At 27.7% G+C, this 25336-nt stretch carries 28 protein-coding genes, 10 tRNA genes and 1 pseudogene; 24 read left to right on the plus strand and 15 right to left on the minus strand.

The genetic code is table 4. The annotated features are described in order from the left end of the window. Window positions 1–88 precede the first annotated feature (88 nt). The 18 genes from rplM (at window position 89) to CG473_RS00440 (ending at window position 4669) form a co-directional block, all read left to right on the plus strand. Window positions 89–523, plus strand: coding sequence for a 50S ribosomal protein L13 (gene rplM, locus CG473_RS00355; RefSeq protein ID WP_094254333.1), 435 nt, complete (start codon window positions 89–91; stop codon window positions 521–523). Further along, a complete protein-coding gene (rpsI, locus tag CG473_RS00360) occupies window positions 523–915 on the plus strand; it encodes a 30S ribosomal protein S9 (RefSeq protein WP_094254334.1) in 393 nt (130 codons plus the stop codon). The genes rplM and rpsI overlap by 1 nt, the downstream gene beginning before the upstream one ends. A 49-nt stretch (window positions 916–964) precedes the next feature. Beyond that, window positions 965–1041, plus strand: a tRNA-Ile gene (locus tag CG473_RS00365). A gap of 104 nt (window positions 1042–1145) precedes the next feature. Then, on the plus strand, window positions 1146–1472 hold the full coding sequence (locus CG473_RS00370; protein ID WP_094254335.1) for a PTS sugar transporter subunit IIB: 327 nt from the start codon (window positions 1146–1148) through the stop codon (window positions 1470–1472). A 182-nt stretch (window positions 1473–1654) separates the two neighbouring features. Then, window positions 1655–1731: transfer RNA gene (locus CG473_RS00375), tRNA-Pro, on the plus strand. A 6-nt stretch (window positions 1732–1737) separates the two neighbouring features. Beyond that, window positions 1738–1814: transfer RNA gene (locus CG473_RS00380), tRNA-Ala, on the plus strand. Window positions 1815–1818: 4 nt separating this feature from the next. Then, a tRNA-Met gene (locus tag CG473_RS00385) sits at window positions 1819–1895 on the plus strand. Between the two features lie 23 nt (window positions 1896–1918). Then, a tRNA-Ile gene (locus CG473_RS00390) sits at window positions 1919–1994 on the plus strand. Between the two features lies 1 nt (window position 1995). Continuing rightward, window positions 1996–2088 (plus strand) — tRNA-Ser (locus CG473_RS00395). A gap of 36 nt (window positions 2089–2124) precedes the next feature. After that, window positions 2125–2200: transfer RNA gene (locus CG473_RS00400), tRNA-Met, on the plus strand. Between the two features lies 1 nt (window position 2201). Beyond that, window positions 2202–2278: transfer RNA gene (locus CG473_RS00405), tRNA-Asp, on the plus strand. 3 nt (window positions 2279–2281) lie between these two features. Next, window positions 2282–2357: transfer RNA gene (locus CG473_RS00410), tRNA-Phe, on the plus strand. Window positions 2358–2459: 102 nt separating this feature from the next. Continuing rightward, window positions 2460–2741: a hypothetical protein gene (locus CG473_RS00415; protein WP_094254336.1), complete on the plus strand. Its 282-nt coding sequence runs from the start codon at window positions 2460–2462 to the stop codon at window positions 2739–2741. Continuing rightward, a complete protein-coding gene (locus CG473_RS00420) occupies window positions 2734–3267 on the plus strand; it encodes a hypothetical protein (RefSeq protein WP_094254337.1) in 534 nt (177 codons plus the stop codon). The genes CG473_RS00415 and CG473_RS00420 overlap by 8 nt, the downstream gene beginning before the upstream one ends. A 36-nt stretch (window positions 3268–3303) precedes the next feature. Further along, window positions 3304–3834, plus strand: a complete 531-nt coding sequence (locus CG473_RS00425; protein WP_094254338.1) for an MHO_1580 family protein — start codon at window positions 3304–3306, stop codon at window positions 3832–3834. Further along, window positions 3821–4270 carry an MHO_1590 family protein gene (locus tag CG473_RS00430; protein WP_094254339.1) on the plus strand — a complete coding sequence of 150 codons (450 nt, stop codon included), beginning with the start codon at window positions 3821–3823 and terminating at the stop codon, window positions 4268–4270. The genes CG473_RS00425 and CG473_RS00430 overlap by 14 nt, the downstream gene beginning before the upstream one ends. Before the next feature lie 7 nt (window positions 4271–4277). Beyond that, window positions 4278–4508, plus strand: coding sequence for an acyl carrier protein (locus CG473_RS00435; RefSeq protein ID WP_094254340.1), 231 nt, complete (start codon window positions 4278–4280; stop codon window positions 4506–4508). Between the two features lie 86 nt (window positions 4509–4594). Continuing rightward, window positions 4595–4669, plus strand: a tRNA-Trp gene (locus CG473_RS00440). 14 nt (window positions 4670–4683) lie between these two features. Here the strand turns inward: CG473_RS00440 and CG473_RS00445 are convergent. After that, window positions 4684–5550 carry a DegV family protein gene (locus tag CG473_RS00445; RefSeq protein WP_094254341.1) on the minus strand — a complete coding sequence of 289 codons (867 nt, stop codon included), beginning with the start codon at window positions 5548–5550 and terminating at the stop codon, window positions 4684–4686. A 21-nt stretch (window positions 5551–5571) separates the two neighbouring features. Here CG473_RS00445 and CG473_RS00450 point away from each other — a divergent pair, with 21 nt between their 5' ends. From CG473_RS00450 to CG473_RS00460, 3 genes are read left to right on the plus strand one after another with little or no spacing between them, the layout of a single operon-like run. Then, window positions 5572–6174, plus strand: a complete 603-nt coding sequence (locus CG473_RS00450; RefSeq protein WP_094254342.1) for a hypothetical protein — start codon at window positions 5572–5574, stop codon at window positions 6172–6174. Beyond that, window positions 6153–7406 carry a tyrosine--tRNA ligase gene (gene tyrS, locus CG473_RS00455; RefSeq protein WP_094254343.1) on the plus strand — a complete coding sequence of 418 codons (1254 nt, stop codon included), beginning with the start codon at window positions 6153–6155 and terminating at the stop codon, window positions 7404–7406. The genes CG473_RS00450 and tyrS overlap by 22 nt, the downstream gene beginning before the upstream one ends. After that, entirely contained in the window at window positions 7396–7887 is a 492-nt protein-coding gene (locus CG473_RS00460) for an L-threonylcarbamoyladenylate synthase (protein WP_094254344.1), read from the plus strand. The genes tyrS and CG473_RS00460 overlap by 11 nt, the downstream gene beginning before the upstream one ends. A 10-nt stretch (window positions 7888–7897) precedes the next feature. Here the strand turns inward: CG473_RS00460 and CG473_RS00465 are convergent, their stop codons facing one another. Both CG473_RS00465 and CG473_RS00470 read right to left on the minus strand, forming a co-directional pair. Then, complete coding sequence (locus CG473_RS00465) at window positions 7898–8611, minus strand: YgjP-like metallopeptidase domain-containing protein (protein WP_166623166.1); 714 nt, start codon at window positions 8609–8611, stop codon at window positions 7898–7900. Next, entirely contained in the window at window positions 8580–9254 is a 675-nt protein-coding gene (locus CG473_RS00470) for a nuclease-related domain-containing protein (RefSeq protein ID WP_094254346.1), read from the minus strand. The genes CG473_RS00465 and CG473_RS00470 overlap by 32 nt, the downstream gene beginning before the upstream one ends. Before the next feature lie 180 nt (window positions 9255–9434). Here CG473_RS00470 and rpsT point away from each other — a divergent pair, with 180 nt between their 5' ends. Next, window positions 9435–9701 carry a 30S ribosomal protein S20 gene (gene rpsT, locus CG473_RS00475; RefSeq protein ID WP_094254347.1) on the plus strand — a complete coding sequence of 89 codons (267 nt, stop codon included), beginning with the start codon at window positions 9435–9437 and terminating at the stop codon, window positions 9699–9701. Window positions 9702–9780: 79 nt separating this feature from the next. Next, entirely contained in the window at window positions 9781–10335 is a 555-nt protein-coding gene (locus CG473_RS00480; protein WP_094254348.1) for an inorganic diphosphatase, read from the plus strand. 408 nt (window positions 10336–10743) lie between these two features. On the opposite strand, the gene topA is transcribed toward CG473_RS00480, so the two are convergent. The 12 genes and pseudogenes from topA to rpsF form a co-directional block, all read right to left on the minus strand. Next, the gene (topA, locus tag CG473_RS00485) at window positions 10744–12591 is read right to left on the minus strand and encodes a type I DNA topoisomerase (protein WP_094254349.1); all 1848 of its coding nucleotides are present in this window, start codon (window positions 12589–12591) and stop codon (window positions 10744–10746) included. A gap of 48 nt (window positions 12592–12639) precedes the next feature. Then, window positions 12640–14634, minus strand: a complete 1995-nt coding sequence (gene ligA, locus CG473_RS00490; protein ID WP_094254350.1) for an NAD-dependent DNA ligase LigA — start codon at window positions 14632–14634, stop codon at window positions 12640–12642. A gap of 6 nt (window positions 14635–14640) precedes the next feature. Continuing rightward, window positions 14641–15582, minus strand: a complete 942-nt coding sequence (locus tag CG473_RS00495; RefSeq protein WP_094254428.1) for an energy-coupling factor transporter transmembrane component T family protein — start codon at window positions 15580–15582, stop codon at window positions 14641–14643. Then, the gene (locus CG473_RS00500) at window positions 15575–16504 is read right to left on the minus strand and encodes an ATP-binding cassette domain-containing protein (RefSeq protein WP_094254351.1); all 930 of its coding nucleotides are present in this window, start codon (window positions 16502–16504) and stop codon (window positions 15575–15577) included. Before CG473_RS00500 ends, CG473_RS00495 begins: the two co-directional genes overlap by 8 nt. Then, a complete protein-coding gene (locus tag CG473_RS00505; RefSeq protein ID WP_094254352.1) occupies window positions 16489–17292 on the minus strand; it encodes an energy-coupling factor transporter ATPase in 804 nt (267 codons plus the stop codon). Before CG473_RS00505 ends, CG473_RS00500 begins: the two co-directional genes overlap by 16 nt. Before the next feature lie 117 nt (window positions 17293–17409). Continuing rightward, window positions 17410–18663, minus strand: a complete 1254-nt coding sequence (locus tag CG473_RS00510; protein ID WP_094254353.1) for a hemolysin family protein — start codon at window positions 18661–18663, stop codon at window positions 17410–17412. Next, window positions 18663–20120 (minus strand): replicative DNA helicase, encoded by a 1458-nt coding sequence (locus CG473_RS00515; RefSeq protein WP_094254354.1) that lies wholly within the window; start codon window positions 20118–20120, stop codon window positions 18663–18665. The genes CG473_RS00510 and CG473_RS00515 overlap by 1 nt, the downstream gene beginning before the upstream one ends. Next, window positions 20113–20562, minus strand: coding sequence for a 50S ribosomal protein L9 (gene rplI / locus CG473_RS00520; RefSeq protein ID WP_094254355.1), 450 nt, complete (start codon window positions 20560–20562; stop codon window positions 20113–20115). The genes CG473_RS00515 and rplI overlap by 8 nt, the downstream gene beginning before the upstream one ends. After that, a complete protein-coding gene (locus CG473_RS00525) occupies window positions 20543–22540 on the minus strand; it encodes a GGDEF domain-containing protein (RefSeq protein ID WP_094254356.1) in 1998 nt (665 codons plus the stop codon). Before CG473_RS00525 ends, rplI begins: the two co-directional genes overlap by 20 nt. A 192-nt stretch (window positions 22541–22732) precedes the next feature. Continuing rightward, a pseudogene (rpsR, locus tag CG473_RS00530) lies at window positions 22733–22972 on the minus strand (30S ribosomal protein S18); the annotation flags it as partial. 12 nt (window positions 22973–22984) lie between these two features. Then, a complete protein-coding gene (locus tag CG473_RS00535; protein WP_094254358.1) occupies window positions 22985–23437 on the minus strand; it encodes a single-stranded DNA-binding protein in 453 nt (150 codons plus the stop codon). A gap of 2 nt (window positions 23438–23439) precedes the next feature. Next, the gene (gene rpsF / locus CG473_RS00540) at window positions 23440–23838 is read right to left on the minus strand and encodes a 30S ribosomal protein S6 (protein WP_094254359.1); all 399 of its coding nucleotides are present in this window, start codon (window positions 23836–23838) and stop codon (window positions 23440–23442) included. Between the two features lie 185 nt (window positions 23839–24023). Here rpsF and CG473_RS00545 point away from each other — a divergent pair, with 185 nt between their 5' ends. Continuing rightward, the gene (locus tag CG473_RS00545) at window positions 24024–25277 is read left to right on the plus strand and encodes a J domain-containing protein (protein ID WP_094254360.1); all 1254 of its coding nucleotides are present in this window, start codon (window positions 24024–24026) and stop codon (window positions 25275–25277) included. Window positions 25278–25336: the final 59 nt, after the last annotated feature.

Below are 25336 nucleotides of genomic sequence, written 5' to 3' on the forward strand. Positions count from 1 at the left end.
GTCGCGCCCGTTAGCGATGGCAACATTAACTTTAGTGTTAATTATAATAAAAGTAAATTATAAAATAATCTAAAAAACAAGGAGCAATATGCGACAAACCACAATCGTAAAACATCTTGAAGTTGAAAAAAAATGATTCCTTATCGATGCCGAAGGGAAAGTACTAGGTAAAGTAGCAGCACAAGTGGCAACTATTTTAAGAGGTAAAAATAAACCAACATTTACTCCAAACGTAGATATGGGTGATAATGTAGTTATTATTAATGCGGAAAAAATTATTTTAACTGCAAATAAAGAAGAAGACAAAATGTATTACTCACACTCTGGATACCCTGGAGGATTAAAAGAAATTAATGCAGCAAAACTAAGAGCTAAAAAACCAATTGCTATTTTAGAAAAAGCTATTAAAGGAATGTTACCACATACAAAATTAGGGCGTAAGCAATTTACTAACTTATATGTTTATGCTGGAGACAAACACAAACAAGAAGCACAGTCACCTGTGAAAATAGAGGTTAAATAATGGCAGATATAATGTATAGAGGATTAGGTAGAAGAAAAAAATCAGTTGCTAGAGTAATTCTACGTCCTGGTTCAGGAAAATTCGTTATTAATAAACGTGAAGCTAAAGATTACTTAATGAGCGACATTTTAATTAAAGATGCTATGCAACCGATTGTAATTACCGAAGTTGAAAACCAATTCGACATTTTAGTAAATGTTCGTGGTGGAGGTTTATCAGGACAAGCCGGAGCAATTAGATTAGGAATTGCAAGAGCTTTACTTGAAGCTTCAGCTGACTATAGAGCTAAACTAAAACCTGAAAAAATGCTTACACAAGACGCTCGTAACAAAGAACGTAAAAAGCCAGGATTACGTAAAGCTAGAAAAGCACGTCAGTTTTCAAAACGTTAATATTTTATTTAACAAAATCAGCAATTGTAATGTAAAATTGTTGATGCATGGGAGCGTAGCTCAGTTGGTTAGAGCACACGACTGATAATCGTGAGGTCGATGGTTCGAGTCCATTCGTTCCCACCATTTATTTATTAATACCAAAAGCATTCGTGCTTTTTTTATTTCCCTTACATTTACCACATAATGAGTAAAAAAATTTGTATAATAATTTTCAGGAGAAAATAATTATGAGAGATGATCAAAAATACAAAAAAACAGCTTTTGAAATTATTGAAATTATTGGTGGAGCAGACAATATTACCAATGCTTACCATTGTGCTTCAAGGTTAAGATTTGAAATAAAAGATCAAACAAAAGCACACAAAAGCACAATGGAATTTATTGATAACGTTAAAGACGTTTTTCAAAACGGTAGCGAACTTAACGTGGTTATTGGTTCAGACGTTAATTTATATTTTGACGAAATGATTAAATTACCGGGAATGGAAAAGTTTGCCAAAAAACCTAGTAAAAAGTTTTGCTTATTCAAAAAACTATTCAAAAAAGACAAGTAAAACAGTTAATAAAAATACCTAAAATTTATTGTTAAAAATTACATTATTTTATATAATAAAAAGGCACTTATGAAGAGTGTAAAAATAATAATTATTTTAATCGATAGTTATTAAATATCTATATAATTACAATGCTTACAAAGACATTTTATATCACTTATTTATACAATTTGTAAGCACGTGGAGAAGTAGCTCAGCTTGGCAGAGCACTTGGTTTGGGACCAAGCGGTCGAAGGTTCAAATCCTTTCTTCTTCACCATTTTATGGGGGGGTAGCTCACCTGGCTAGAGCGCCTGCCTTGCACGCAGGAGGTAGAGGGTTCGACTCCCTTCCTCTCCACCATTATGGCACTGTAGCTCAGCTGGTTAGAGCATCCGGTTCATACCCGGAAGGTCATGAGTTCGACTCTCATCGGTGCTACCATTTGGAAAAATACTAGCAGTATTGGATCTATAACTCAATGGTTAGAGTAACCGGCTCATAACCGGTCTGTTGCAGGTTCGAGTCCTGCTAGATCCACCAAGGGCAATTACCCAAGTCTGGCTGAAGGGAGTAGTCTTGAAAACTACCAGGGGATGAAAGTCCCGCGGGGGTTCGAATCCCTCATTGCCCGCCATTTGATATTCATAAATATCACCAAAAAAAACAATATCGCGGAGTAGAGCAGTTGGCAGCTCGTCGGGCTCATAATCCGAAGGTCATAGGTTCGAATCCTATCTCCGCAACCATGGTCCAGTGGTAAAGTGGTTTAATACGCCTCCCTGTCACGGAGGAGATCGCGGGTTCGATCCCCGTCTGGACCGCCATTTGGCTCTGTAGCTCAGTAGGTAGAGCAACGGATTGAAGCTCCGTGTGTCGCTGGTTCGATTCCTGCCGGAGCCACCATATGACAATTGTCACATCCTCAAGTTATGAGGATTTTTTTATTTTTTTTATGCGTTTTTTCGGATAAGGACTTTTTATTGCATTAATTAATGAGGTACAAAAATGAAAAAACTAAATACACTACTTGATTCAAATAACACAAAAATCGTTTGAGATATATTAGAAGGCTATAATGCATATATTCGTTCAAAGTCTATTCATCGATCGGTAAAAGAAAATTATTTTGAAGCCACACTAGCTAAATTAAGTGATTTACAAAGAATTATATTTTTAAAACACTTTTTTAATATTAAAATGCCAGCCGAACTTAATTTAGATTTGCTAACTTTTAAGCAAAATTTATATTTAACAACTAATAATTTCCTGGAGAACTTTTATGCTTAATAATTCAGAACCAATCCAAGTTTATGAGCACAAAATTAATATGGTAGCTCACTATAAAGTAAATACAAAAGTAACTCCAACTGAAAGACATGATGTTGAAATTAAAAGATATTTAAGAGATGATACTTTTAGTGTTAAAACAACTTTCTATTCTACTCGTAAAAGAAATATTGTTTTTGCTTTACAAATCAATAATAAAAATATTGCACAAAGCAGCAATTTCTATCTTGAACCAGGTGATAATAAAACACATATATTCGATGCAATTCACATCAAACACAAATTAACCGAGGTTGACAATTTAAAAGTTGTAGTTATTGACTATTCTAATCAAAGATTATCTGATTTCTTATTTATTACAGATTTAAATATTTCTTTAAGTGATTATAAAAGACAATATTTGATAGATAACAAAACGCTTTTGGTAAAGATTCCGCATATTATAAATATATCAAATTGAGCATCACAAATACATAAAGGAGTTCTACCTACAATTGAGACACAATACTTAAATTTAGAGCTCTAAAAGCCTAAATACGACCGTCTCAGACCAATTGAAAATATGTTGAATTACAGCGTTAAAAATATTAATAATACAGATGTTAGTCGAGATATAAATATTAAAAGTGGCAAAGTTACTTTTGCACAAGCAGAAGGCTTTGCTAAAATGAGAACCGGGGTGAATTTAGAAATAAATCACAAAGATGCTTCCGGTAATTTTTTTATAAATTCACAATCGATATATGATTTTGAAAAAGGTATTACAAAAATTGGTCTAGAATCAGGGAGTAAAAATGGACTCTTAATCCCTTTTAATTTTAAAGGCAAATATATAATAAAATTCGAAGCAATGTTTAATGAGGCATTTAAGGATATTGAATTTGGCATTGTACAAAACTTTAAATCGAAATTATTAGATCCCAATGAAGGGACAATAAGACTAAAAATAAAAGAGACAAATCGAGATGATTCACTAAAATGAAAAAGAGGATATATCAGTTATAAAGACTTTAACGAAATTATAGATAACGAAGTTACAATTGATTTTTTAAATTTGAAATACTATTACAGGGAACCTAATGTTCAAGATTAAAACAATTAAAGCAAAGCTTAAAAAACATAGATTATTTATTTCAATTTCATTTGCTGTCTTCGTAATAGTGGGAATAGGATTAGGACTATTTTTTACATTGAGTGGAAATGCATCCTCAAACACAAATCCGCAAACTCCAAAATCAACTGTAAATGAAAAGTATGCTCCATTACTAAGCAGTCAAGTATTTCATGAAATTGATGAAACTTATTTTTATTCTGCAATCAAAATACATGATGGATTTATAAAAATAGATCAAGACATAATTGCCAAAATAATTAAGGATCAGATTTCAAGAAACACACTAGGTTACGGAAATATAACGTATGAATATATTTTATTAACTGATACTAAAATTTTGCTTTCATTGATATGAAGCGATAGCAACAATAATTCACTAACAAAAACATTTGAAATAAGCGCAATAAGTCTATAATAAATTTATGGAAATAAAAAAAGATATATATAAGGCTCTTAATCGCCTTGCCAACAAAAATGTTTCAGGCGAAGATTATTTACTAGATATTGGAATTGATTCACTAGATTTATTGCAATCTGTTACTGAATTAGAAGAACACTTTGCAATAGAACTTTCTGAAGAAGAATTAGTTAGAATTTTAACTGTTGATAATTTAGTTGACACAATCACTACAAAAGTGAAAGAAAAAGAATAGCATTAAAACTATTCTATGGGACCAATATTTTTCATAAAAAAATGGGGAATTTGGTCATTTTTATATATAATTTTTTTAATTGACGTAGGAGTATAGTTCAATGGTAGAACAACGGGCTTCAACCCCGTGTGTTATGGGTTCGAGTCCTGTTACTCCTGCCATTTTTTTATTACTTTTAGTTTATTAAAGCTTTTAATTTATTTATAACTTCTGGTCGGTAATTTAAATTTGCGTAAGCTAATGCTTTTTCGCCTGTGTGAATTGCAATAACTGAAGGTATATAACTTACTAGTACTTCATTTTGACAATGTTCTTCTAAATTCTTGCTAAAAGCATTAACATCTGGATTTTTTGCATGAAGAATTATTGGATTGAAATATTCGGAGTGATTTTTTCGTTTTGAAATTCTTTTAGCTACCTTATCACAAATTTTTTCAAATACCATTCCTTTTGAGTCTTTTAAAAGTTGTCCATGTTCAAATTTTATAACGGGCACAATTTTTAAAACTTTAGCTAGAGCAGCTGCTTTTGGACTAAGTCTACCACCAGCAACTAATCTTTCATTTGAATGTGGCAATAGATAAAAGACATCATCTTCTTGATTTTTATTTAGTTTTTCGATTGCAGTATCAAAACTGACATTATTTTGAATATCAAGTTCAAATTCAATTATTTTTGCTAGTGTTAAAACAGTTAAAGATTCTGATTTTACTACTAAAATATTTTTAAAATTTTTTGAGTTTATTTCTAGACTTTGATATTGACCTGATAAATGTTTAGAAATCGGAAAAACAACAACCTTGTCATATTCTTTAGATAATTTTTCAAAAATTTCCAGAATAGAAACAACTGAACTTTGACTTGTTTGAAGAATACTTTTTTCATTAAATTTGTCATAAATATTTGTGGCATTTATATCAATACCATCATTATAAAAAGCACCGTCTATAGTTATTCCTAATGGTAAAAAATATCACCCATTTTTTTCAGATATATTTTTTTCTAAGCCTGCGGCCGAATCAATTACAATAGCGATTTTCATAATTTATATTATAATGAAAACATGTCTATATACTTTAAAAATAAGCAATTCAAAAACACCATATCTATATCAATAGATAGTGCTAAAAAACAATCTAAAATTGAAAAATTAAGCGGATCACTAAATGGAAAAATTATTTATAGCGATGGAGAAATTATTGCAGTTAATTTAATTAATTTAAGTGATGATTTTGAAAATAAATTTCAAGATTCTTATGGAATTATTAACGATTCTCATATTGAATTTTTACAATTAAAAGGTTTACAAAGTGAACTAATAAATGCTATTTCAAATAAAAAATCATATGATGCTGTGAAAGTAATTGACGTAGAAAATTATAAAGACACAAGAATGAAACTTGTTACTGCGCAATCGAATGTAATATATAAAATATTAACAAATTTCTCGGAAATTAAAAAAGAGCAAAAACTACTAATTGCACTTCCTGGATGTATTTTGCCAAATTCAAATGTTGTTGGTTATGATGATATTTTAGGATTTAAATCAGATGGCTTAATTCCATCTGAAAAAACTTTAGGAATTAGTCAAAAAATATCACCGTATACAGATTTAGAAAAAATAGGAGACTTTAATAAATTCACATGAAAAATTTCAAACAAGTAATAGAGGATTTTCAAAAAAGAAATATTGTTCACACTATTTCTAACGTTGAAAAACTAGAAAAAATCACAAACAAAGAAGGAATCTATATCGGATTCGATCCAACAGCTACAAGCTTACATTTAGGTAATTACACTCAGATTGTTAATTTAATAAGATTACAAAGAAATGGTTTTAAAGTATTTGGAATTTTAGGTGGAGCTACTGGAATGATTGGGGATCCTTCATTTAAAAATAGCGAAAGAAAGCTGCTTGAAAATAATGAATTAGAATTAAATAAATCTAAAATTAAAAAACAACTTGAGAGTTTCAACTTGAAAGTTATTGATAATTTAGATTTTTACAAAGATCTAAATGTAATTGAGTTTTTAAGATTTGTTGGTAAAGAATTTAATGTTGCAACTATGTTGTCAAAAGATAGTGTGGCAAACAGAATACAATTCGGTCTTTCATATACTGAATTTTCATATACTTTATTGCAAGCTTATGATTTTTATCAGTTAGCACAAAAATATAATGTTGCTGTTCAATTAGGCGGAAGTGATCAGTGAGGTAATCTTGTAAGTGGCTTGGATTTAATATCACGAAAAATAAATGCAGATTTTCCTTCTTTAGCAATTACTACTAATTTAATTGTTGATGAAAATGGTAATAAATTTTCTAAAACAACAGGTGGTGGTTCATTGTGATTAGATCCTACATTAACTACTCCTTACCAACTTTATCAATTTTTACTAAACCAACCTGATTCTATGATAGAAACTTTAGTAAAACAACTTGTATTAAAAGAACTAGATGAAATTGAAGTTGTTTTACAAAAACATAAACAAGATACAAGTCTAAAAATTGGTCAAAAATACTTAGCTTATCAAGTTGTTTCAGACATACATGGTAAAGAAAGTGTTGATCAAGCAGAAAAAATTAGTTCTATATTATTCGGAAATGGTCTTGCAAGTAATTTAAATGAATCTGATCTTGAAATCTTATCTAAAAATTTGGATGTGTTCAATTTCTCAAGTGATATTATCACAACTCTATTAAATTCAAAAATTGTTCAGTCAAAAAGGGAATTAAGGGAATTTATTGCTAATGGTTCATTAGAAATTAATGGCGAAAAATTTTTAAGTGAAGAACAAACAATTAACAATAATTTATATGGTGATAATTACATTTTGATTAAAAAAGGTAAACGTAATTTCTACATAGTAACAACTAAAAATCATAATGGTAATTAAAACAACAGTTGATAAAATTTCAAGTGACGAAATTGTTGTTTTTACAACTGATACAGTTCTAGGTTTGGCAATTTCTGCAAAAATTGAAGATAATTGAAAAAAATTAGCAATATTAAAAAAAAGAAATATTGATAAAAAAATAATTATTTTGGCTGCTGACATTGAAGATATTAAAAAAATTACTAAGTGAAATAATGAAGCTCAAAGACTATCTGATTTATATTGACCAGGAGCAGTTAGTTTAATCATAAATGGAATAGGTTTTAGAATACCTAACCAAAAGAAATTATTAGAATTTTTAAAGATTAACGGACCAATGTTTGCTACGTCAGCAAACATTTCTGACCAACCTGTTGCTCAAACTTTAGAAGAAACCTCATTAATATTTCCTCAAATTAATTCATTTTATTATTTTGGTAAACATAGTGGTAAAGCTTCTAAAATAATTGATGTTGATAATAATAAAATTTTAAGAAATTAAAATGAATGATTTAACTGATATAACCAGTTTCATTCATTTTTTTTCTTAGACTTTTAAAATTAGGAATATATTTAGATACATTATTTCAAAATTCGCGTGAATGATTATGATGAATATGATGTGATAATTCATGAACTATTAAATAGTCTAATATTTGTTCTTCAAATGCAAAAGCTCAAAATGAATAATTTATTATTTTCTTTAATACATAATTTGTAGCTCAAGCACTTTTTTTGGACCTAATCTGAATTTTGTGTTTTGGTATTTTCATGATTGTTTCTCAATATGTTTGCCTGTCACTTAAAAATTTTCTAAAAAGCCCTTCAATTATTTTAAGTAATTGTTTTTCAAAATTAGCATCACTTCTAATTTTTTTAACATATGCAACATTATTTATGTTAAAAAATAATACACCATTTAAATAGTTGTATTTTATTTGCTTTCCTAAAAAGACAAAATATTTTTCTTCTAAATTGTACTTTTGATTTTCGTCAATTTTAATTAACTGTAAAACATATCTGTGTAGATGTGTTTCAATAAAATTTTGAGAAATTATACTTCAGCCTGCTTTGCCTTGCTTATATAAAATCTTGTTATCTTTTATCCTTATTGATGAATTTTTATAGTTTGTTTTTACTACATTAACTTCAGTATATTCACCTATTTCATTTTCAAAATAAAGAACATCTGAATTAGATTTTTTTCTGTCTAGTGTATATTTCATGTTGCTTTTTATCTCTTGATTTTTTAGTTGCATGATTTAACAAAGTATTGTTGATTGCTTGAATTTCATATTGATTTATTTTAACATTCAATAAATTATCTATTTGATCTAAAACATTTGTTAATTTGTCATCGGTAGTAATAATTACATGCTCCGGTTTTGAATCAATATCAACACTGTTTACTTTTTTATCAAAAACAATAAAAGATAATATTGGAACTTTGATATTTAAGATATTAATAATATGTTCAATATGTTTATCATTTTGAATTATTGGGCTTGGAAAATCATATTTTTTACCTACTATAGTTTTTGTTCATGTTGCATCTTTTGCATGCCCAGAAATTGCCCCAATTGTTGATTTATATTCAAAAACTATTATTGCATATGCAGTAACTAAAATTCCGTCTATTTCAAAAAGCTTATCGTTTTTATATTTATATAGTGAAGGACCGTGATAAAACTTATTTTTATCAGAACTTCAAGCTTCAATTTTTTTTGACATTCTTTTTTCGAATTCGCTACCAATTTTTCTTATTTTAGATTGTTTAACTTTATTGATAATTAGTAACGTTAAAATTGAAATAAGAATAACGAATAATATTCCCATTCCAATTCCAATTCCTATAAAATATAAATCCATAAAGTTAATTATAATGCAAAACAAGCTTAATAATTAACTATAGAAACTTATAACTTTTTTTGTAATTATTATCATTCAGAATAATTACAAGTAATTTTGCAAAATTTGATATTATTAAAAAGCTACTATTAACTTTCCACATTAGCATATAAGCATATAAAAAGTAAAGGATCAGAACAAATGGCAAATATTAAAGCAAATATTAAAAGCATTATTACAAACGAAAAACGCAGAGTACGTAATCATGCTATTAAACAAAGAGTAAAAACAGCAATTAAAAAAGCTAAAATAGCTATTGACACCAAAGCCGATAATGTACTAGAGTTAATTAAACGTGCACATGCTGAAATTGCAAATGCAAGATCAAAAGGTGTTTTCCATGATAATACAGCATCTAGAAAAAGTTCTCGTTTAGATATTTATTACAATAAATCTATTCAAGCTTAGAATTTACTGCCTCGGCAGTTTTTTTGTTATCTTATTTAAAATTTAGCAATGATTTATTTTTTTGATTTAAAATAAAATCATGGAAAAAAATTTATTAAAAGTAACAATTGAAATACCAAAAAATTCAAATATTAAATATGAATATGATAGAGCAAGCGGTAAAATCCAAGTTGATAGAATATTGCGAGAAGGATTTTATTATCCAGCAAATTATGGATTTCTAGCTGATGCATTAGACTGAGATGGAGACGAGTTAGATGTTCTAGTTTATAGCCCAGAAAAATTTCTTCCAGGTGTTATTGTTCAAGCAAGAATTGTTGGAGCAATGAAAATGGTTGATGATGGAGAAACTGATACTAAATTAATTGCTGTACATGCAGATGATTATCGTTTAGAAAAAATTGAAAAACTAAGTGATTTACCACAAGATTTTCTTAGTTCTGTTGAAAGATTTTTTGATAATTACAAAAACTGAAAACGTAAAGGCATCGTTAAACTTAGTGGCTTTGAAGATGAAAAATGGGCTATGAAAGAATACAAAGAGTGTGTAGAATTAATGCAAAAATACGGAAGTATGAAAAAAAGTGAATTCATTAAATTAATGAAAGAAGAACATCCTGACAAGTACCAATAGCAGCATAAGTTCAGAAATTGTAAATGAAGCAAATCGAAAGAGAAAAATAGTATCTATATTTTTAATTTGAACTATTATTATATCTTTTATTTTACTAATTGCATTTTGAACAAATGTAGGCATACAGATAAATTACTTTAGAAACGCATCGACTCGAAATGGAGAAATTGCATCAAGTACATTTTTTTACATTTTAACTACAACAATTTTTATATTTATATTTTTAATGATTATAAGTGGATTCACATTTTTTAAAGTTGTTTCAATTAATTATTATAGTTCTTATAAATGAAAACTATCTGTTTGATTGATTGTTAATTTATTCTTATCGCTTATTTTGTTTCCGACAATTTATTTAATTGTTTTAAATGTTAAAATCGCAAAAGAAAAGACATCCAGTTATATAACTTAGGATGTCTTTTTTGATTTTTTAAGTTTTGCTAAAATTGAATTAGTTTTATTATTTTTTTCTTTACTTTTTCTATACTGACAATTTGGGAAATTGATGCAGCCAATAAATTCTCCAAATTTGGAATTTTTGAAAATTAAATCACCATTATCTAATGGACATTTTTGGCCTGTAAAAGTCGGTAATAAAACTGTATTATCTAAATTTTGATATGCAAATTCCAATGTTTCATCAAATCGATTTCAAAAGTCTTGCATAACAGGCTTATAATCAAGTTTACCATCTGCAATTTCATCTAGTTCAGCTTCTACTTTAGCTGTGTAATCTTCATTAATTATATTTGGAAATCCGTCAATTAACTTAGCAACAACTTCTTTACCAAATTGAGTCGGAATTAATTGCTGACCATTTTTTTCAACATATTGTCTGCTCTTTATTAATTTGACAGTAGTTGCAAATGTTGATGGTCTACCAACTTTTATATTATCTAATGTTTCAATTAACGAACCATCATTAAATCTAGCAGGTGGTTGTGTAAATTTTTCTTGTTTTTCAATATTTCTAAGTTTTATTACATCTCCAACTTTTGCATCAAGAACTAAACCATCGATATTTGGCATTCCAATAGCTTTAAAATATCCATCAAATGTAATATTAGATTGTGAATATGTAAAGTTATAACCTCCATTAGTAAAATTATAAGTAGTATATTCACGACTAGGTTGGCTCATAATTGCTTTTAAAGTGTTTTCATAAATTAGAGCATATGTTTTGTAATCATCGCTATTTAATTTATATTTTTCAAGTGCTTTTTTGGGTGTTAAAGATAAATCCGTTGGTCTAATTCCTTCGTGTGCATTTTGATCTCCAATTGAAACTTTAACGTTACCATCTCAGTATTCAGAACCATGTTTTTTTGTAATATATTCTTTTGCTTGTTCTAAAAATGTTTGGCTTAAAAAAGTTGAATCTGTTCTAGGATAAGTAATTAATCCATCATCACCATAACCTTCAAAAAGTCTTTGAGCTGATGATTGTGATCTAGCAGCACTAAGAGATGATTTTTTATAAAATGCAGCTTGTTTGAATGGAGTACTTTTAGCATCTTTTCGAGTTGTTTTTTTAATAGAACTAACAACCATTTCATTTTTAAGTTTATCAAATATTAAATCAACATCATTAGGTACAATTCAATTTTTATCACCTTTATTTTCATCTAAATAAAGTAATGAATAATTTTTAGAATCAAACCATGCAGCTATATAAAAATATTTTTCTGGTATGAAAGCATCGATTAATTTTTCACGGTCTACAACCAATTTTAACGCAATAGATTGTACTCTACCTGCACTAGGATTTGTAGGTGCGTTGTTAAACTTATATTTCATTAAATTCGATAATCTAAACCCTATAATTCTATCTAGCATTCTTCTAACTTTTTGTGCTTTTACTAGATCGTGATTTATATCTGTAAGATTTTTAAATGCATTACTAATTGCTAATTTTGTAATTTCGTTATATCTTACTCTTTTGTGTTTATTTTCAAGTTTTAAAAAATCTACTAGGTGCTGACCAATGGCTTCACCTTCTCTATCTGGGTCAGTTGCAATAATAACCATGTCACTTTTTTCAGCAACTTTTTCCAATTCTTTAACAACATTCTTTTTAACCGGATCAACAACGTATTTAGGTTCTCAATTTTCTAAATCTATTCCTAATCTATATTTTCCACTAGCAGGTAATTTTGCAATATGACCTACTGAGGCTTTGACAATGTATTCATCACCAAGATATTTTTGGATCGCCTTAACTTTATTTGGCGATTCAACTATAACTAATTTACTCATAAAAAAAATTTAACCACATTTTTAACTATATGGTTAATAAATTTTTTATTATTCTATTAATTTATTGAATTCGTCTTCAGTTATTATTTTTATTCCTAGTGATTTAGCTTTTTCTAACTTAGAACCAGGGTTTTCTCCAAGAACTAAATAGGAAGTGTTTTTACTTAACGAAGTTAATATTTTGCCGCCATTTTGATTTACTAAATTAGAATATTCGCTTCTGCTTTTTGAAAGTGTACCTGTGAAAACGAATGATAATTTATCAAATTTCATACTTCTTAAGTTTTGATGTATATAAAAAACAAAATTGTTTGAATCTAAAAATAACAAAAGTTCTTTAGTTTGATCATCGCTAAAAAATGTTTGTAACGATTCAATCATTACGGGACCAAAATTATTAATAGATTCAAGAGAATTAAAATCAAAATTAGATAGTTCACTAAAACTACTTATTCCTTTTTTAACTAATTCTTCTACTAGTGTTTTAGCTCCGACAACACCGAAATTTTTTATTCCAAGTGCTGCTAATACTTTTTCAGCTCCAATTGATTTTGACTTGGTAATTTGTTCTAAAATTACACCTATAGATTTTTCGCCTCAACCTTCAAATTCAATCAATTCATTTGCTCTTTTTTCAAGTAAATATAAATCAGAAAAATTTTCTATGAACTTATTTTTAATTAAAAATTCTAATCTCTTTTGACCTAATGAAACAATATTCATCCCACCTTTAGAAACAAAATAGACAAATTTTTGCAACAGCTGTTCTGGACAATTTTTGTTAGTACAAAATTGGTCCACTAATGAATCAAATTCGACTAATGAAAAATTACATGATGGACATAATTTTGACTTTTGAAAAATATCAATATTTTCTTTTTTATTGGTTAATCCAATTACCTTAGGAATTATTTCGCCTGCCTTGATTACATTAACTTCATCACCTATATTCAAGTTTAATTCCTTAATGTACTCGTAATTATGAAGAGTTGCTGCACTTACAATAGTTCCGTTTAAAGCTACAGGATTAAGTTTAGCATTATAAGTAATAATTCCTGTTCTCCCAACGCTTGGAAATATGTCTATTAGTTTAGTTGTTGCAACAATTGCATCAAATTTATATGCAATAGCTGAATGACTAAATTTAGATGTTGAACCTAAATCAGAATATATTGAAAAATCATTAACTTTTAAAACTAGTCCGTCGATTTGAAAATCTCCAACACTGTTTCTATCATAATTTTCAATAAAATTTTTTAGACTTTGTTTTTCATTATTATTAAAAATATTGATTGTAGTAGTTTTGAATTTTAAATTTTGAATAAATTCAATTGCATCGGTATAAGTCGCTAAATTGTGTTTTTCCGGACTAACAACTTCATAAATAAATGCTGCCAATTTTCTTTCTTTTGATAGTCTAGAATCTTTTTGTCTTAATGTGCCACTTGCAGCATTTCGTGGGTTTGCAAAAATATAGCCTGATTGTTCATTTAATGAATTGAAACTACTTATTGGCATATAAATTTCGCCCCTAAATTCAATATCATTTTTGTAATTAATTTGTTGAGGTATTGTATCGATTCATCTCACATTTGAAGTTACATCTTCACCAATTTTCCCATCACCTCTAGTTAAAGCTGAAACTAGAAAACCATTTTTATAATGTAAGGAAATTGACAATCCATCGATTTTATCTTGAACAACTATTTTAAAATCATTTGTAATTTTTTCCACTTTGTTTAAAAAATCTTCAACATGATTTCAGTTATGTGCTTTGTTTAATGAACCCATGTTTGTTAAGTGAGCTACTTTTTTAAAACTATTTTCTAAAACTTTTGAACCAACTCTTAATGTTGCATCATCTTTTAAATCAGCAAATAATTCTGGATATTTTTCTTTTAACTTAAACAATTCTCAAAGATTGTAATCATATTCAGAATCACTTACGAGTGATTGTTCAAGATTAAAATAATGATGATCTCATTTAAGAATATCATCATTAATTTTTTTTATTTTTATTTTAATTTTTTCAGTACTTTCCACGTGCACCTATTTTCCAAAATTGTTAAATCCACTAATAAAATAATTGAAACTAATATAATTGTGAATTTTACCTGCTTCACTTAAAATCACTTGATTTTGTATAAAAGCAATATTCATTAATATAAAGTAAACTAATAATCCAACAAAGAAAATGAAAATTAAATAATCAAAATATTTAAATGATAGTTTACGATATTTACTTCGCGCTTTGTAAGGATTATAGCCTCTAGTTTCCATTGCATAAGCTAAATCTTCAGCTTTATTAAATGAAGTTACAAATAAAGGAACTATTAAGGTAATTAAGGCTTTAGCCTTTTCTTTTAATCTCCCGTTTTTAAAATCTACTCCACGTGAAGCTTGAGCTTTCATAATTCTATTTGCTTCTTCAAGTAATGTAGGAATAAAACGCAATGCCAACGAAATAATCATTGAAATTATTTCTACTGGAATAAACAAGAGTTTTAAAGGATAGATTCAAAATTCAATTGCTTTAGTAAGAAAGATTTGTTTTGTAGTGTATGTTAAAAGTGATGTAACTAAAATTATTGTATAGATTCTTATAATAAGTGAAACTAAATCCATAATGTTTTGGTATGTAATTACAACTCTAAATGGCTGATCTTGAACCTGCTGATTTACATAGTTTGGAAATCCAACAATAATTTCGCCAGCTGCATCTTTAAGTGCTTCACGGGTGAATATATTAATAGCAAATACAAATAGTGAAACTAATATCGGTGTAATTAAAAGAGTAAAAAATGGTTTGATTCTTTTGATTGTAAATCCATAAACAACCATAACAAGTAATAGAAGTATTAAGCTTGAAACAAGGTATTGACTTAAAAATGTCATAGTAATTATTAAAACAGTTAATAAAATTTTTAATCTTGCGTCAACAAAATGCAAAGGTGTTGCATTTGGTAAATATTTTCCGAATACATTACGCATTTTTTGCCTTTGCTTTCTGAGTGATTTTTTCATTTAAAAAATCACTCATTTGATTTAGTGACACTATTTTAGGTATTTCCAATTGAGGGTACTTTTTTTGTATCTTATTAGTTAATCTAATTATGCTTGGAGTTACCAAATTGTTTTGCAATATAAAATTTTCATCTTTTAGAATTGAGTAAGTAAAATCATCTCTAATTATTGTGCCTTGATCAAAAACAATACATCTAGTAGTTCTTTCTAGAACATTATCCATGTCATGAGTAACCATAATTATTGTTTTTCCATCTTTATTTAATTTGTCAAAAATTTCTAATATTTCTCTAACTCCTGCTGGATCTAAACCGGCAGTAGGTTCATCTAGAATTAATACATCTGGTTCAATTGCTAAAATACCTGCTAAAGCAACTCTTCTTTTTTGTCCACCAGAAAGAGCTAAGGGATTTTGCTCTAAAAATTCTGGACCAAGACCAACTGCATCTAAATATTTTACTGCTCTTTGAGCAGCAACATCTGGTTCAATTCCAAAAGCCATTGGGCCAAACATAATGTCTTTTTTGATTGTTGATTCAAATAATTGATATTCTGCAAATTGAAAAACAATACCAACATGTTGTTTGACTATTTTTGAATATTTGAATTTATTTCTAAATGTTTTTTTAAGTGAAACATTTTTTAATTCAATGAATTTTTCTTTTTTCTTTTTGAATTCATGTTCAAATATTCAATTTAAATTTCCTTCATCAGGAACTAATAATGAATTAAGATGCTCAATAAAAGTAGTTTTACCGCTTCCAGTTTGGCCAATAATTGCAATATATTCTCCTTGGTCAATTGTGCAAGATGAATTATGCAATGCCTTGAATTCTAATGGAGAATTTTTATCAAAAACATGACTGATATTTTTTACAATAATTTTCATAATTCTTCTAAAAGCTCCTCTTCGTTATATGTTGGTTGGATCCCATTTATATGCTCACTAAGTTTATAAATAAATGGTGAATCAATTTTAGCTAATTCAATAATTTCTTTATTATTTAAAATTTCTTTTGGAGAACCTTGAGCAACTAATTTACCATCACTAAAAACAATTAAATGATCAGCTTGGATTGCTTCATCCATGTCGTGAGTAATTGAAATTAAAGTTTTTTCTCTTTGTTTTTGAATTTCTCTAATTAGTTTTAAAACACTTTGTTTCCCTTTAGGATCTAACATACTTGTAACTTCATCAAATATTATAACTTCAGGATTTAAAGCCAAAACACTTGCAATTGCAACTCTTTGCTTTTGTCCACCAGAAAGTGAAATAGGTTCTCGTTGCAAATATTCATACATTCCAACTTGTTTACTTAATGTATTTATAGTTTCTGAAATTTCTTTTGGTTTCATTTGCTTGTTTTCAAGTCCAAAAGCGATATCATCTTCAACGGTTCCTCCGATAAATTGATTATCCGGATTTTGAAAAACTATTCCGATTTTACTGTGAATAATATCTTTGGTTGAAGACCTAACTTCTACACCATCAATTACTATGCTTCCTGAAGCTGCTTTGTATAGTCCAACAAGTAATTTCCCAAATGTACTTTTACCACTTCCATTATGTCCTAATAAGGCAACATATTTACCCTTTGGAATTTCTAAATTTATTCCGTCTAATGCATTTCTTTTTGCGCCGCTATATGTAAAAACTAGATCCTTGACTTTAATCATTATTTTATTTTATAACATACTATTAAATTATTTCCAATGTTTAAAATCTATTTTATGTTTATTCTCAAATTTAAGTTTTAAAATTGAAGAAAAAAAACGGAAATAATCCGTTTAAATTTATTTTATTGTAAATTCAAAATAGTAATCATTTTCTTCATTCTTTTCTAATATTTCAAATAAATATTTTTCTTCAAAAAGAAAACTATCTCCAACTTCTAATTCTTCAGGAACTTCATCTTCATCATAACGAATTCTTTTATAAAATTCTGTCAGGCTTTCATTTTCTAAAAAATCAAATTCAACATCACTAGCATCTACTAATTCAGTCATAAGTGAAGAACCTCATAAGTAATATTTTCCTAATGAAGCTTCTAATATTTCTTCTTCATCATCATGTTCATCATATATTTCACCAATTAATTCTTCAATTATATCTTCCATTGTAAGAATTCCAAGTGCATCATCATTGATTTTACTTTTTGTAACTATAGCCATATGACTTTTTTTGATTCTTAATGTTTCTAGAGCTTGATGTAAAGAAATGTTTGAAGGAATTTTAGGCATTTCTCTAACATAATCGATTAATATTTTTGATTTTGGTTCATCTAAAATATCACTAACGTGAACCATACCTACTACTTTACCATCTTCATTAATTAATGGTAAACGTGAGTAATTTGTTGATTTAAATAATTTAACCGCTTCTTTAACGCTTGCATTAGCTGCTATTGTTACAACTTCCTCAAGTTTTATAAAATGAGATAAAACTTTTTCGGTATCTAAATCAAAAGCATTTTTTACTAATGTAGTTTCAGCATGGTCTATAACACCTTCTTGGTTAGCTATTTCAACATAATTTTTTAAGTCTATTTCCTTATTTGTAATTATGTTTTTATTTTTAAATAAAAACGAAATACTTGTAAAAGGAGAAAATAATCAAATAAAAACTTGAACTGGGTAAGCCGCAAATTTAAGATATTGCAAAGCACGTTTTTTTGCAAATATTTTTGGAAGTATTTCTCCAAAAATAACAATTACAGGAGTTAATGCACTTAATGTAATAATAGTTGAATAAAATTCAACATTGCTTTCAGGAACATTTAAAAATCGTAAAACTTGACTAAAAATTATTCCTATTAATAATGAACTAAGGATGTTAACAATATTGTTGCCAATTAATAACGTCATTAGTAATCTGTCAAAATTAGAAATTTGAGTTTTAACTAGTTTTGCATATTTTTTTTCTTTAGCCTTGTGTTCTAAAGACGCTACATTTAGTGATGTATAAGCTGTTTCAGAACCTGAAAAAAAGGCAGAAAAAATAACTAGAATGATTGAAATAATTATTAGTATATAGACTATCGGGTCCATTATTTTACTCCTGCTTCAGCTTCCATTTTTTTCAATGTAGCCGCTTCATCTGGATTCATATTTCTAAAATTTGAATGAGCGGGATTGAAGATTAATTTAGCTGTACTTGTTTGTCCTTGACGGTTTTTTGATACTTTAATTTCAACAAAACTTAAACTGTTTGATCTATCATCGCTTTTATCATTTTTGCGATAATAATCATCTCGATACATAAATAAAACTATGTCAGCATCTTGTTCAATAGAACCTGATTCTCTTAAGTCTGATAAAAGCGGTCGTTTATCCGGTCGTTGTTCTACTTGTCTAGATAATTGCGCTAATGAAATGATTGGTATTTCTAATTCTCGGGCTAAAGCTTTAAGTTGGTTAGATATTTTACTTACTTCAACTTGCCGGTTATCACCGCCTGATTTTTTCTTGATGTGAATTAATTGTAAATAATCAATTATTACTAAATCTAATTTCTTTTTTGAATTAGCACGCTTTATCTGATTGATAATGCTATACAATTCACTATCGTGTTTTGAAGAAAAGTTAATATTTCAATTAGAAAATTTACTTACACTTGCTTGAATTGCTGTCTTTTTTTCTTTAGTTAAATTCGAAGCTTTTCTTAATTGCAATGTATTTACTTTACTATCTGAAGCTATTATTCTTTCAACTAATTGCGAACTGTCCATTTCAAGTGAAAAGAACAAAACATTTTTATTAAATTGTTCAGCTGCATTTACTGCAAAATTGATTGCTAAAGCAGTTTTTCCCATTCCTGGTCTAGCAGCTAAAATAATTAATTGTCCATTTTGTCAACCTAATGTAATTTCATCTAGATCATCAAAACCAGAAGGTATTCCAGGAAATTCAGAAGTTGTTGATCTATTACTCAAATCTTGTAAATAGTCCATAGCTACTGTGTGAATGTTTTCGAATTCAGTATTTAGTTGTCCATCATAAATCTCGTTTAATTTAATTGAAAATTCCGTAATAAAATCTAAAGTAGGTTTATCAATTATTGAATCAGATTCAAATGCTCTTTTATTTTCTTTTAGTAAATTGTAAATTTTTCGATATTTGTTTTTTTCTTTTAATTTATTTACATAATCAATTAACAATTCAGAAGAACTAAGACTAAAAGCTAAATTATCAATATATTCAGAAGTTAGATTCGGAAAACGTTGAACGAAGTTGTGATCATCTTTAATTCTACGATTTAATTCAGTGACAATTGAATCACGATTTACTAGTTTAATTTTATTTTTTGCTTCAAAAACTGTAGTATCAAAATGTACCATTGAGTCAATAATTGAAAAAAGTTCTTGATGCATTGGTACATCAAAATCTTCCATTTTTATAATTCCTCTAAATTCTTCAATTGTAGAACGGTTATATATTAGTAAAGCCAAAACTAGGCTTTCGACTAATGGGTCACTTAAATTTGTTTCGCTTTTGGTATTATACATCTTCTTCAATTCTTACTTGGATGTGGAATTCGATTCCATCATATAATTTGCCAACAATTTTATGATTTCCAATGTAATTTAAATGAATTTTTTCGATTGAATGTTTTTCTAAATGAAATCCAGAATCTGCTAAAGAAGCCATAATTTGTTTTGTGGTTATTGAATGATGTGTTTGACCATCTCCAGTTGTATGATTAACTTTTAATTTATAGGTTAAATTTACTTTTTCAAGTTGAGATTTTAATTCAATTGCATGTTGTCTTTTGATTTCGTGTTCCTTAGCAATGGCTTCCAATCTTTTGTTAAGTAATTTAACATTTTCTTTATTGTATGGCACTCCTAATCCATTTTTAATCAAAAAATTTGATGCATAACCAGGACTTACATCTATAACATCATTTACTTTTCCGTCTTTATTATCTTTAATAATTATTACTTTCATTTTCTTTCACACTCACTATTGCTTGTTTTATATTATCTACGAAATCCGAAAGATTTTCGTCACTTGTTGCTGCAGCAGCACCGTAGTGTCCGCCTCCACCTACTGCTTCAGCAATTATCTGTACATTTGTTTTGATTCCTCTAGCACTCATTTTGTATTTTGTTGGTGTAGAATTTGGTATTTTAGCAACAACAAAGGCTGCTTTTCTACCTCTAATTCTTAGCATTTCATCAGCTGTTATTGAAACAACATCTTCGGGCACTTCTGCTTCAGAATATGTAATAAAAAATCCTTTCTTAACTTCTTGGGTATCAAGTAAAAGTTTTTTAACAACATTATTTATTTCTTCTGTAACTTTTAATAATTCTACACTTTCTGCAGCACTTGCGCCTCTAAATTCTAATATTGCTGCGGCATTAAAAGTTTGAGCAGATGTTGATTTTTGAAATTGGTTTGTGTCCATATAAATTCCATTTAATAAAAGCTGTGCCATCATCGGTGTAAATTTAAAATCATGCTCAATAAAACTTAATACTTCAGTAACTATTTCACTTGCTGATGAAGCAGTTGTTTGTACATATTGATTTTTTAATGGTGCAAATTCAATATTTTGACTTAATCGGTGATGGTCGAAAATAAAAATATTTTCTGGTTTTATTTTATCAAATGCTTCAGGATTTTCAATCCTATTTTTTTCTGCTGTATCAACAATTATTACTAATGTTGAACTATCACTAATTTGGTTTGCACTTGATGGTTTAATAAATAAATTTGATTTAGGTAAATATCGTTCTAGTGCAGCCTTAGTTGTATTATCATAAGTTACATTTTGAATATAAACTTCTTTTTTTCCTAATTGAATAGCTAATTGGCTTAAAGCATAAGCTGAACCTAAAGCATCTAAATCAGATAATTTGTGACCATAAATAATGACCTTTTTAATTGCTTTAGAAACTAATTTTGATTCCAAACTTTGTGCAATTTCTCTAATTGCTGTTCTAGAATAATCGATTGCAATTTCACTTTTTGAACCAAAAAAGATAGGTTTAGTATCTTTTTCGTATATCGTAATTTGATCTCCACCACGGCTTTGACTTTGTCTTAGAGCTTGTTTTGAAATTTCAAATAATTCATTAATTTTATATTGTCCTTTTGCAATACCCATTGAAACAGTCAGTCTCAAACCACTTTTCAATTTATTATTATTGTCAATAGTTTCAACAAATTTAAAACCTGATTCAATCATTTTTTCAATTGTTTGATTATTTGTAATTAGAATAAATTTACCTTTAACATATTGTTTATATGCCAAGTTATATTCTTTAGATAAATTTTCAAGCATATCTACAACAATTGTTTCAATTGCAAATATTTCTTCTTCACTAGTAGTTGATTGATAAAGTTGATAGTTATCAATTTCCATTTCTGCAATAGCAATTTTTTCATCTTTGTAGTTTTTGATAATTGATTCTTGTAATGTAATATCTTGAATTGTAATAATGTTATATTCAATATATTTTCGAACTTTATAATTTTTAGTTACTGAATTTTTTCCTATTTTTCTAGAAATAATTATTTCATCAGAATTGTTATCATTAAATGATCATTCAGGAAAAATTTGAGTTACGGATTTATCAATTAAATTACTCCCTAAACTTGTTGTTGCAAAATCTGATACTCAAACTATTTTAGAATCTGGCGAAAGAATTAATAAACCTAAATCGTTTATTGAAACAACTGTATCTAAATATTTATAAAATGATTTGTTGATATAAAATTTTTTCTTAAGTAAACTTCTTGTAAATCAAAATGAAAATACAATTGCAACTGCAACAGTAAATAGAATTGCAATTGCAACGATAACTAAAATATTAAGAGGCAAGCTGCTTGTTAAAATAGTTACTATTATTCATATTATGTAACCTGTTAAAAATAATGTTCCCAAAATCAAAGTAATAATTCAATATCATTTTTTCATATTGCTTTATTATAAATTAATTTAATAATAACAACATATATCAGTTGTTTAAGTTATTAAAAAAAGCGCTTTTTTGCGCTTTTACTTTGCTGAAGATACTTCTGGTTTAGAAACTCTTGCTCTTTCACCTTCAGGTCTTTGTTCGTTTCTGTTGAAACGTTCTCTTTTAGGTTTAGCTGTAGTTCTAATTCTTTCTTTAGTAAATTCAAGTAATGCCATTTCACGAGCTCTTTTAATTGCTGTTGCAAGCATTCTTTGTCTTTTTGCTGATACACCTGTAATTTTACTTGGTAATATTTTTCCGTGTGCATTAACATATTTTGATAATGTATCAACATCTTTATAATCGATATAGTTAATACCTTGTAAATCAAGTTCGCTTATTCTTTTTCTTTTAAGAAAAGGTTTTCTTTTTCTTTGTACGAAAGCCATTTATATTCCTTTCTATTCATCGAAATCGGCTCAATTGTCATTATCAACTTCTTCTACAAAAGTTGTTTTAGGTTGAGTTCCGATATTTGAATTTATTTCTTTAAATTCTGATTCAAAAGTATTTACTTGATTATTTCTTTGTTCTGAAATACTTCTTGATTCAAGAATTGATACTGAATCTGCATTTATGTCATAACTTGTTAAAGTCTGACCGTCTTTTTTATATGAAGAAGACTGCAATGATCCTATTATTGAAACCAAAGTTCCCTTTGAACAATAAGTTGATACATAGGTAGCTTGATTTCTTCAGACTACTACCGGTAAAAAATCTGCTGGGTATGTACCTTCTTTAGTACGATATTGTCTATTCACAGCAACTGTGAATCTAGCATATTCAACACCTGATGATGTTTTACCTACAATTGGAGCTTTTGTTAATCTTCCAACAATTGAAACATTATTCAATTTTACTCCTTAGAAGTTGTGTCTGATTTTCTATAGTTATTTGGTCGTTGGTTTCTTGGCTTGTCAAAACGAGGTTTTCGTTCAACAATTTTCATAGGTACATTTTCTTTACCTAAACCACGCTCAGTTGTTAAATTAACAACCATTTTTCTTCAAATAACTTTATTGATATTTACTTTTCTTGTAAATTCACTTAATTCTTCAGTAGCATTATTTGAATTTACTATTGCTAGAACATATTTAGCTGTTTTACTTTTATTAATTTCGTAAGCTAATTCGGTTCTATCCATAACTTCAAATTTTTCAATACCACCTGATTTAAATGTTGACTCTAATAGATCTTTAGCCACTTTTTCATCAGTAGCTGGAGCTAATATCATCATAATTTCGTATTTGATCATTGGTCCTCCTTCTGGTCTAAATGGGTTACTTACTTTTAAAAGTAACCAAGGTAATATATTTATAACACAAAGATGGCTTATTTAGAAAAATAACATTTTCAGATTTAAAAAATTTTTTAAATTTAAAAAATAGTTATATTAAACAAAATTTTATACAAATTAAATACTATTGTAAAATATTGAATATGCATTTAGAAGGTCACGAGCGAGTTTTAAAAGAGTATCACAAATTATTTTCAGATATTGAATTAAATTCAAGCATCGAATTTTTAACTAAAGAAGATATTAGAAAAGCATACTTAAATGCTTCTAAAAAATATCATCCAGATGTAATTGCAAATAGTGAAACTGAAAATACAACGTTAATTGATACTAATGCTAAGATGGCTAAATTAAACAATGCTTATTCAATTTTAAAAGAAAAATGCGATGAGTATAACCGAATAAAAAAAGAATATATTGAAGCATTAGTTTTAGCAAGTTCATTAAGACGTAAATATAAAGGCTACCGAGTTACAAATTCTAATAAAAATTCTAAAGATGTTTTATTTTTAGGTACTAATGTTAAACCTAAACCAATTGATTTAAATTTAGTTAGGGAAATCACAAGAAATTATTGACTAGCAAAATTGTTATTTTATTTTTCATGTCTTTTTAGTTTATTCTTAGTATTTATTATTGTAGGAATCACATCTAATTCACAAAACTATAGTAATGTTTTTCAGACATTCGCTTTAAGAAATGTAGACACTTTGACAAATCCAGATTCATATCTTGGTTTATCAGAAATTGGATTAAAAGCTTACATTGGAACGGCAGTGACATTTATTTTAATAATTTTTATTACGCTCACAATTTTTATTTCATCTCTTTATATTTCGGCAAAAAGAGCAAATTTAATTAATGCTTCAAGTGATAAAAAATATTCATTATGATTTAAATATTGATTATATTCAGCATTATTTTTTGCGACCATTATACCTATAATATTTTTAATAATTGAAACAAGAAAGATTCTTGATAATAGCATGCGTAAGCCTTCAGGTACGATTTATTTTGTAAAAGTCAGACTAAAATATTTTCTTATTGCTTCTATTTGAATATTATTAGTAATTGGTACTGGATTTTTCTTAGCTTCTGAATTTAATAATAGTTTCACATTTTTATTTGATTCATTTTCATCGGGTAAAATTGATTATTCAGATTTTCAATCTTTATTGAAATGAAACGACTCTGCATCATTTTTATATTGATTCGGTTTATTTATGTGACTTAGCTCTTTAATATCAATTTTTGGTATATTATTTGGACTTTTATCAAATTTAAAAAGAGTTGAATTATTTGATCCAGTTGTAAGTATTTTCATCATCAAAAATAAATTATTTATTAAAAGTAAGTTCTTAAAAAAATTAAAAAGTTTTAAAATAAAATTTCGCTAGTAATGTTAAATTTACTAGCGTTTTTAAATACTTTGCAGATAAAAAAAATTAAGGCCTAA

This window comes from Mycoplasma testudineum, from assembly GCF_002245785.1.
Classification (GTDB): Bacteria; Bacillota_I; Bacilli_A; order Mycoplasmatales; family Metamycoplasmataceae; genus Mycoplasmopsis_B; species Mycoplasmopsis_B testudinea.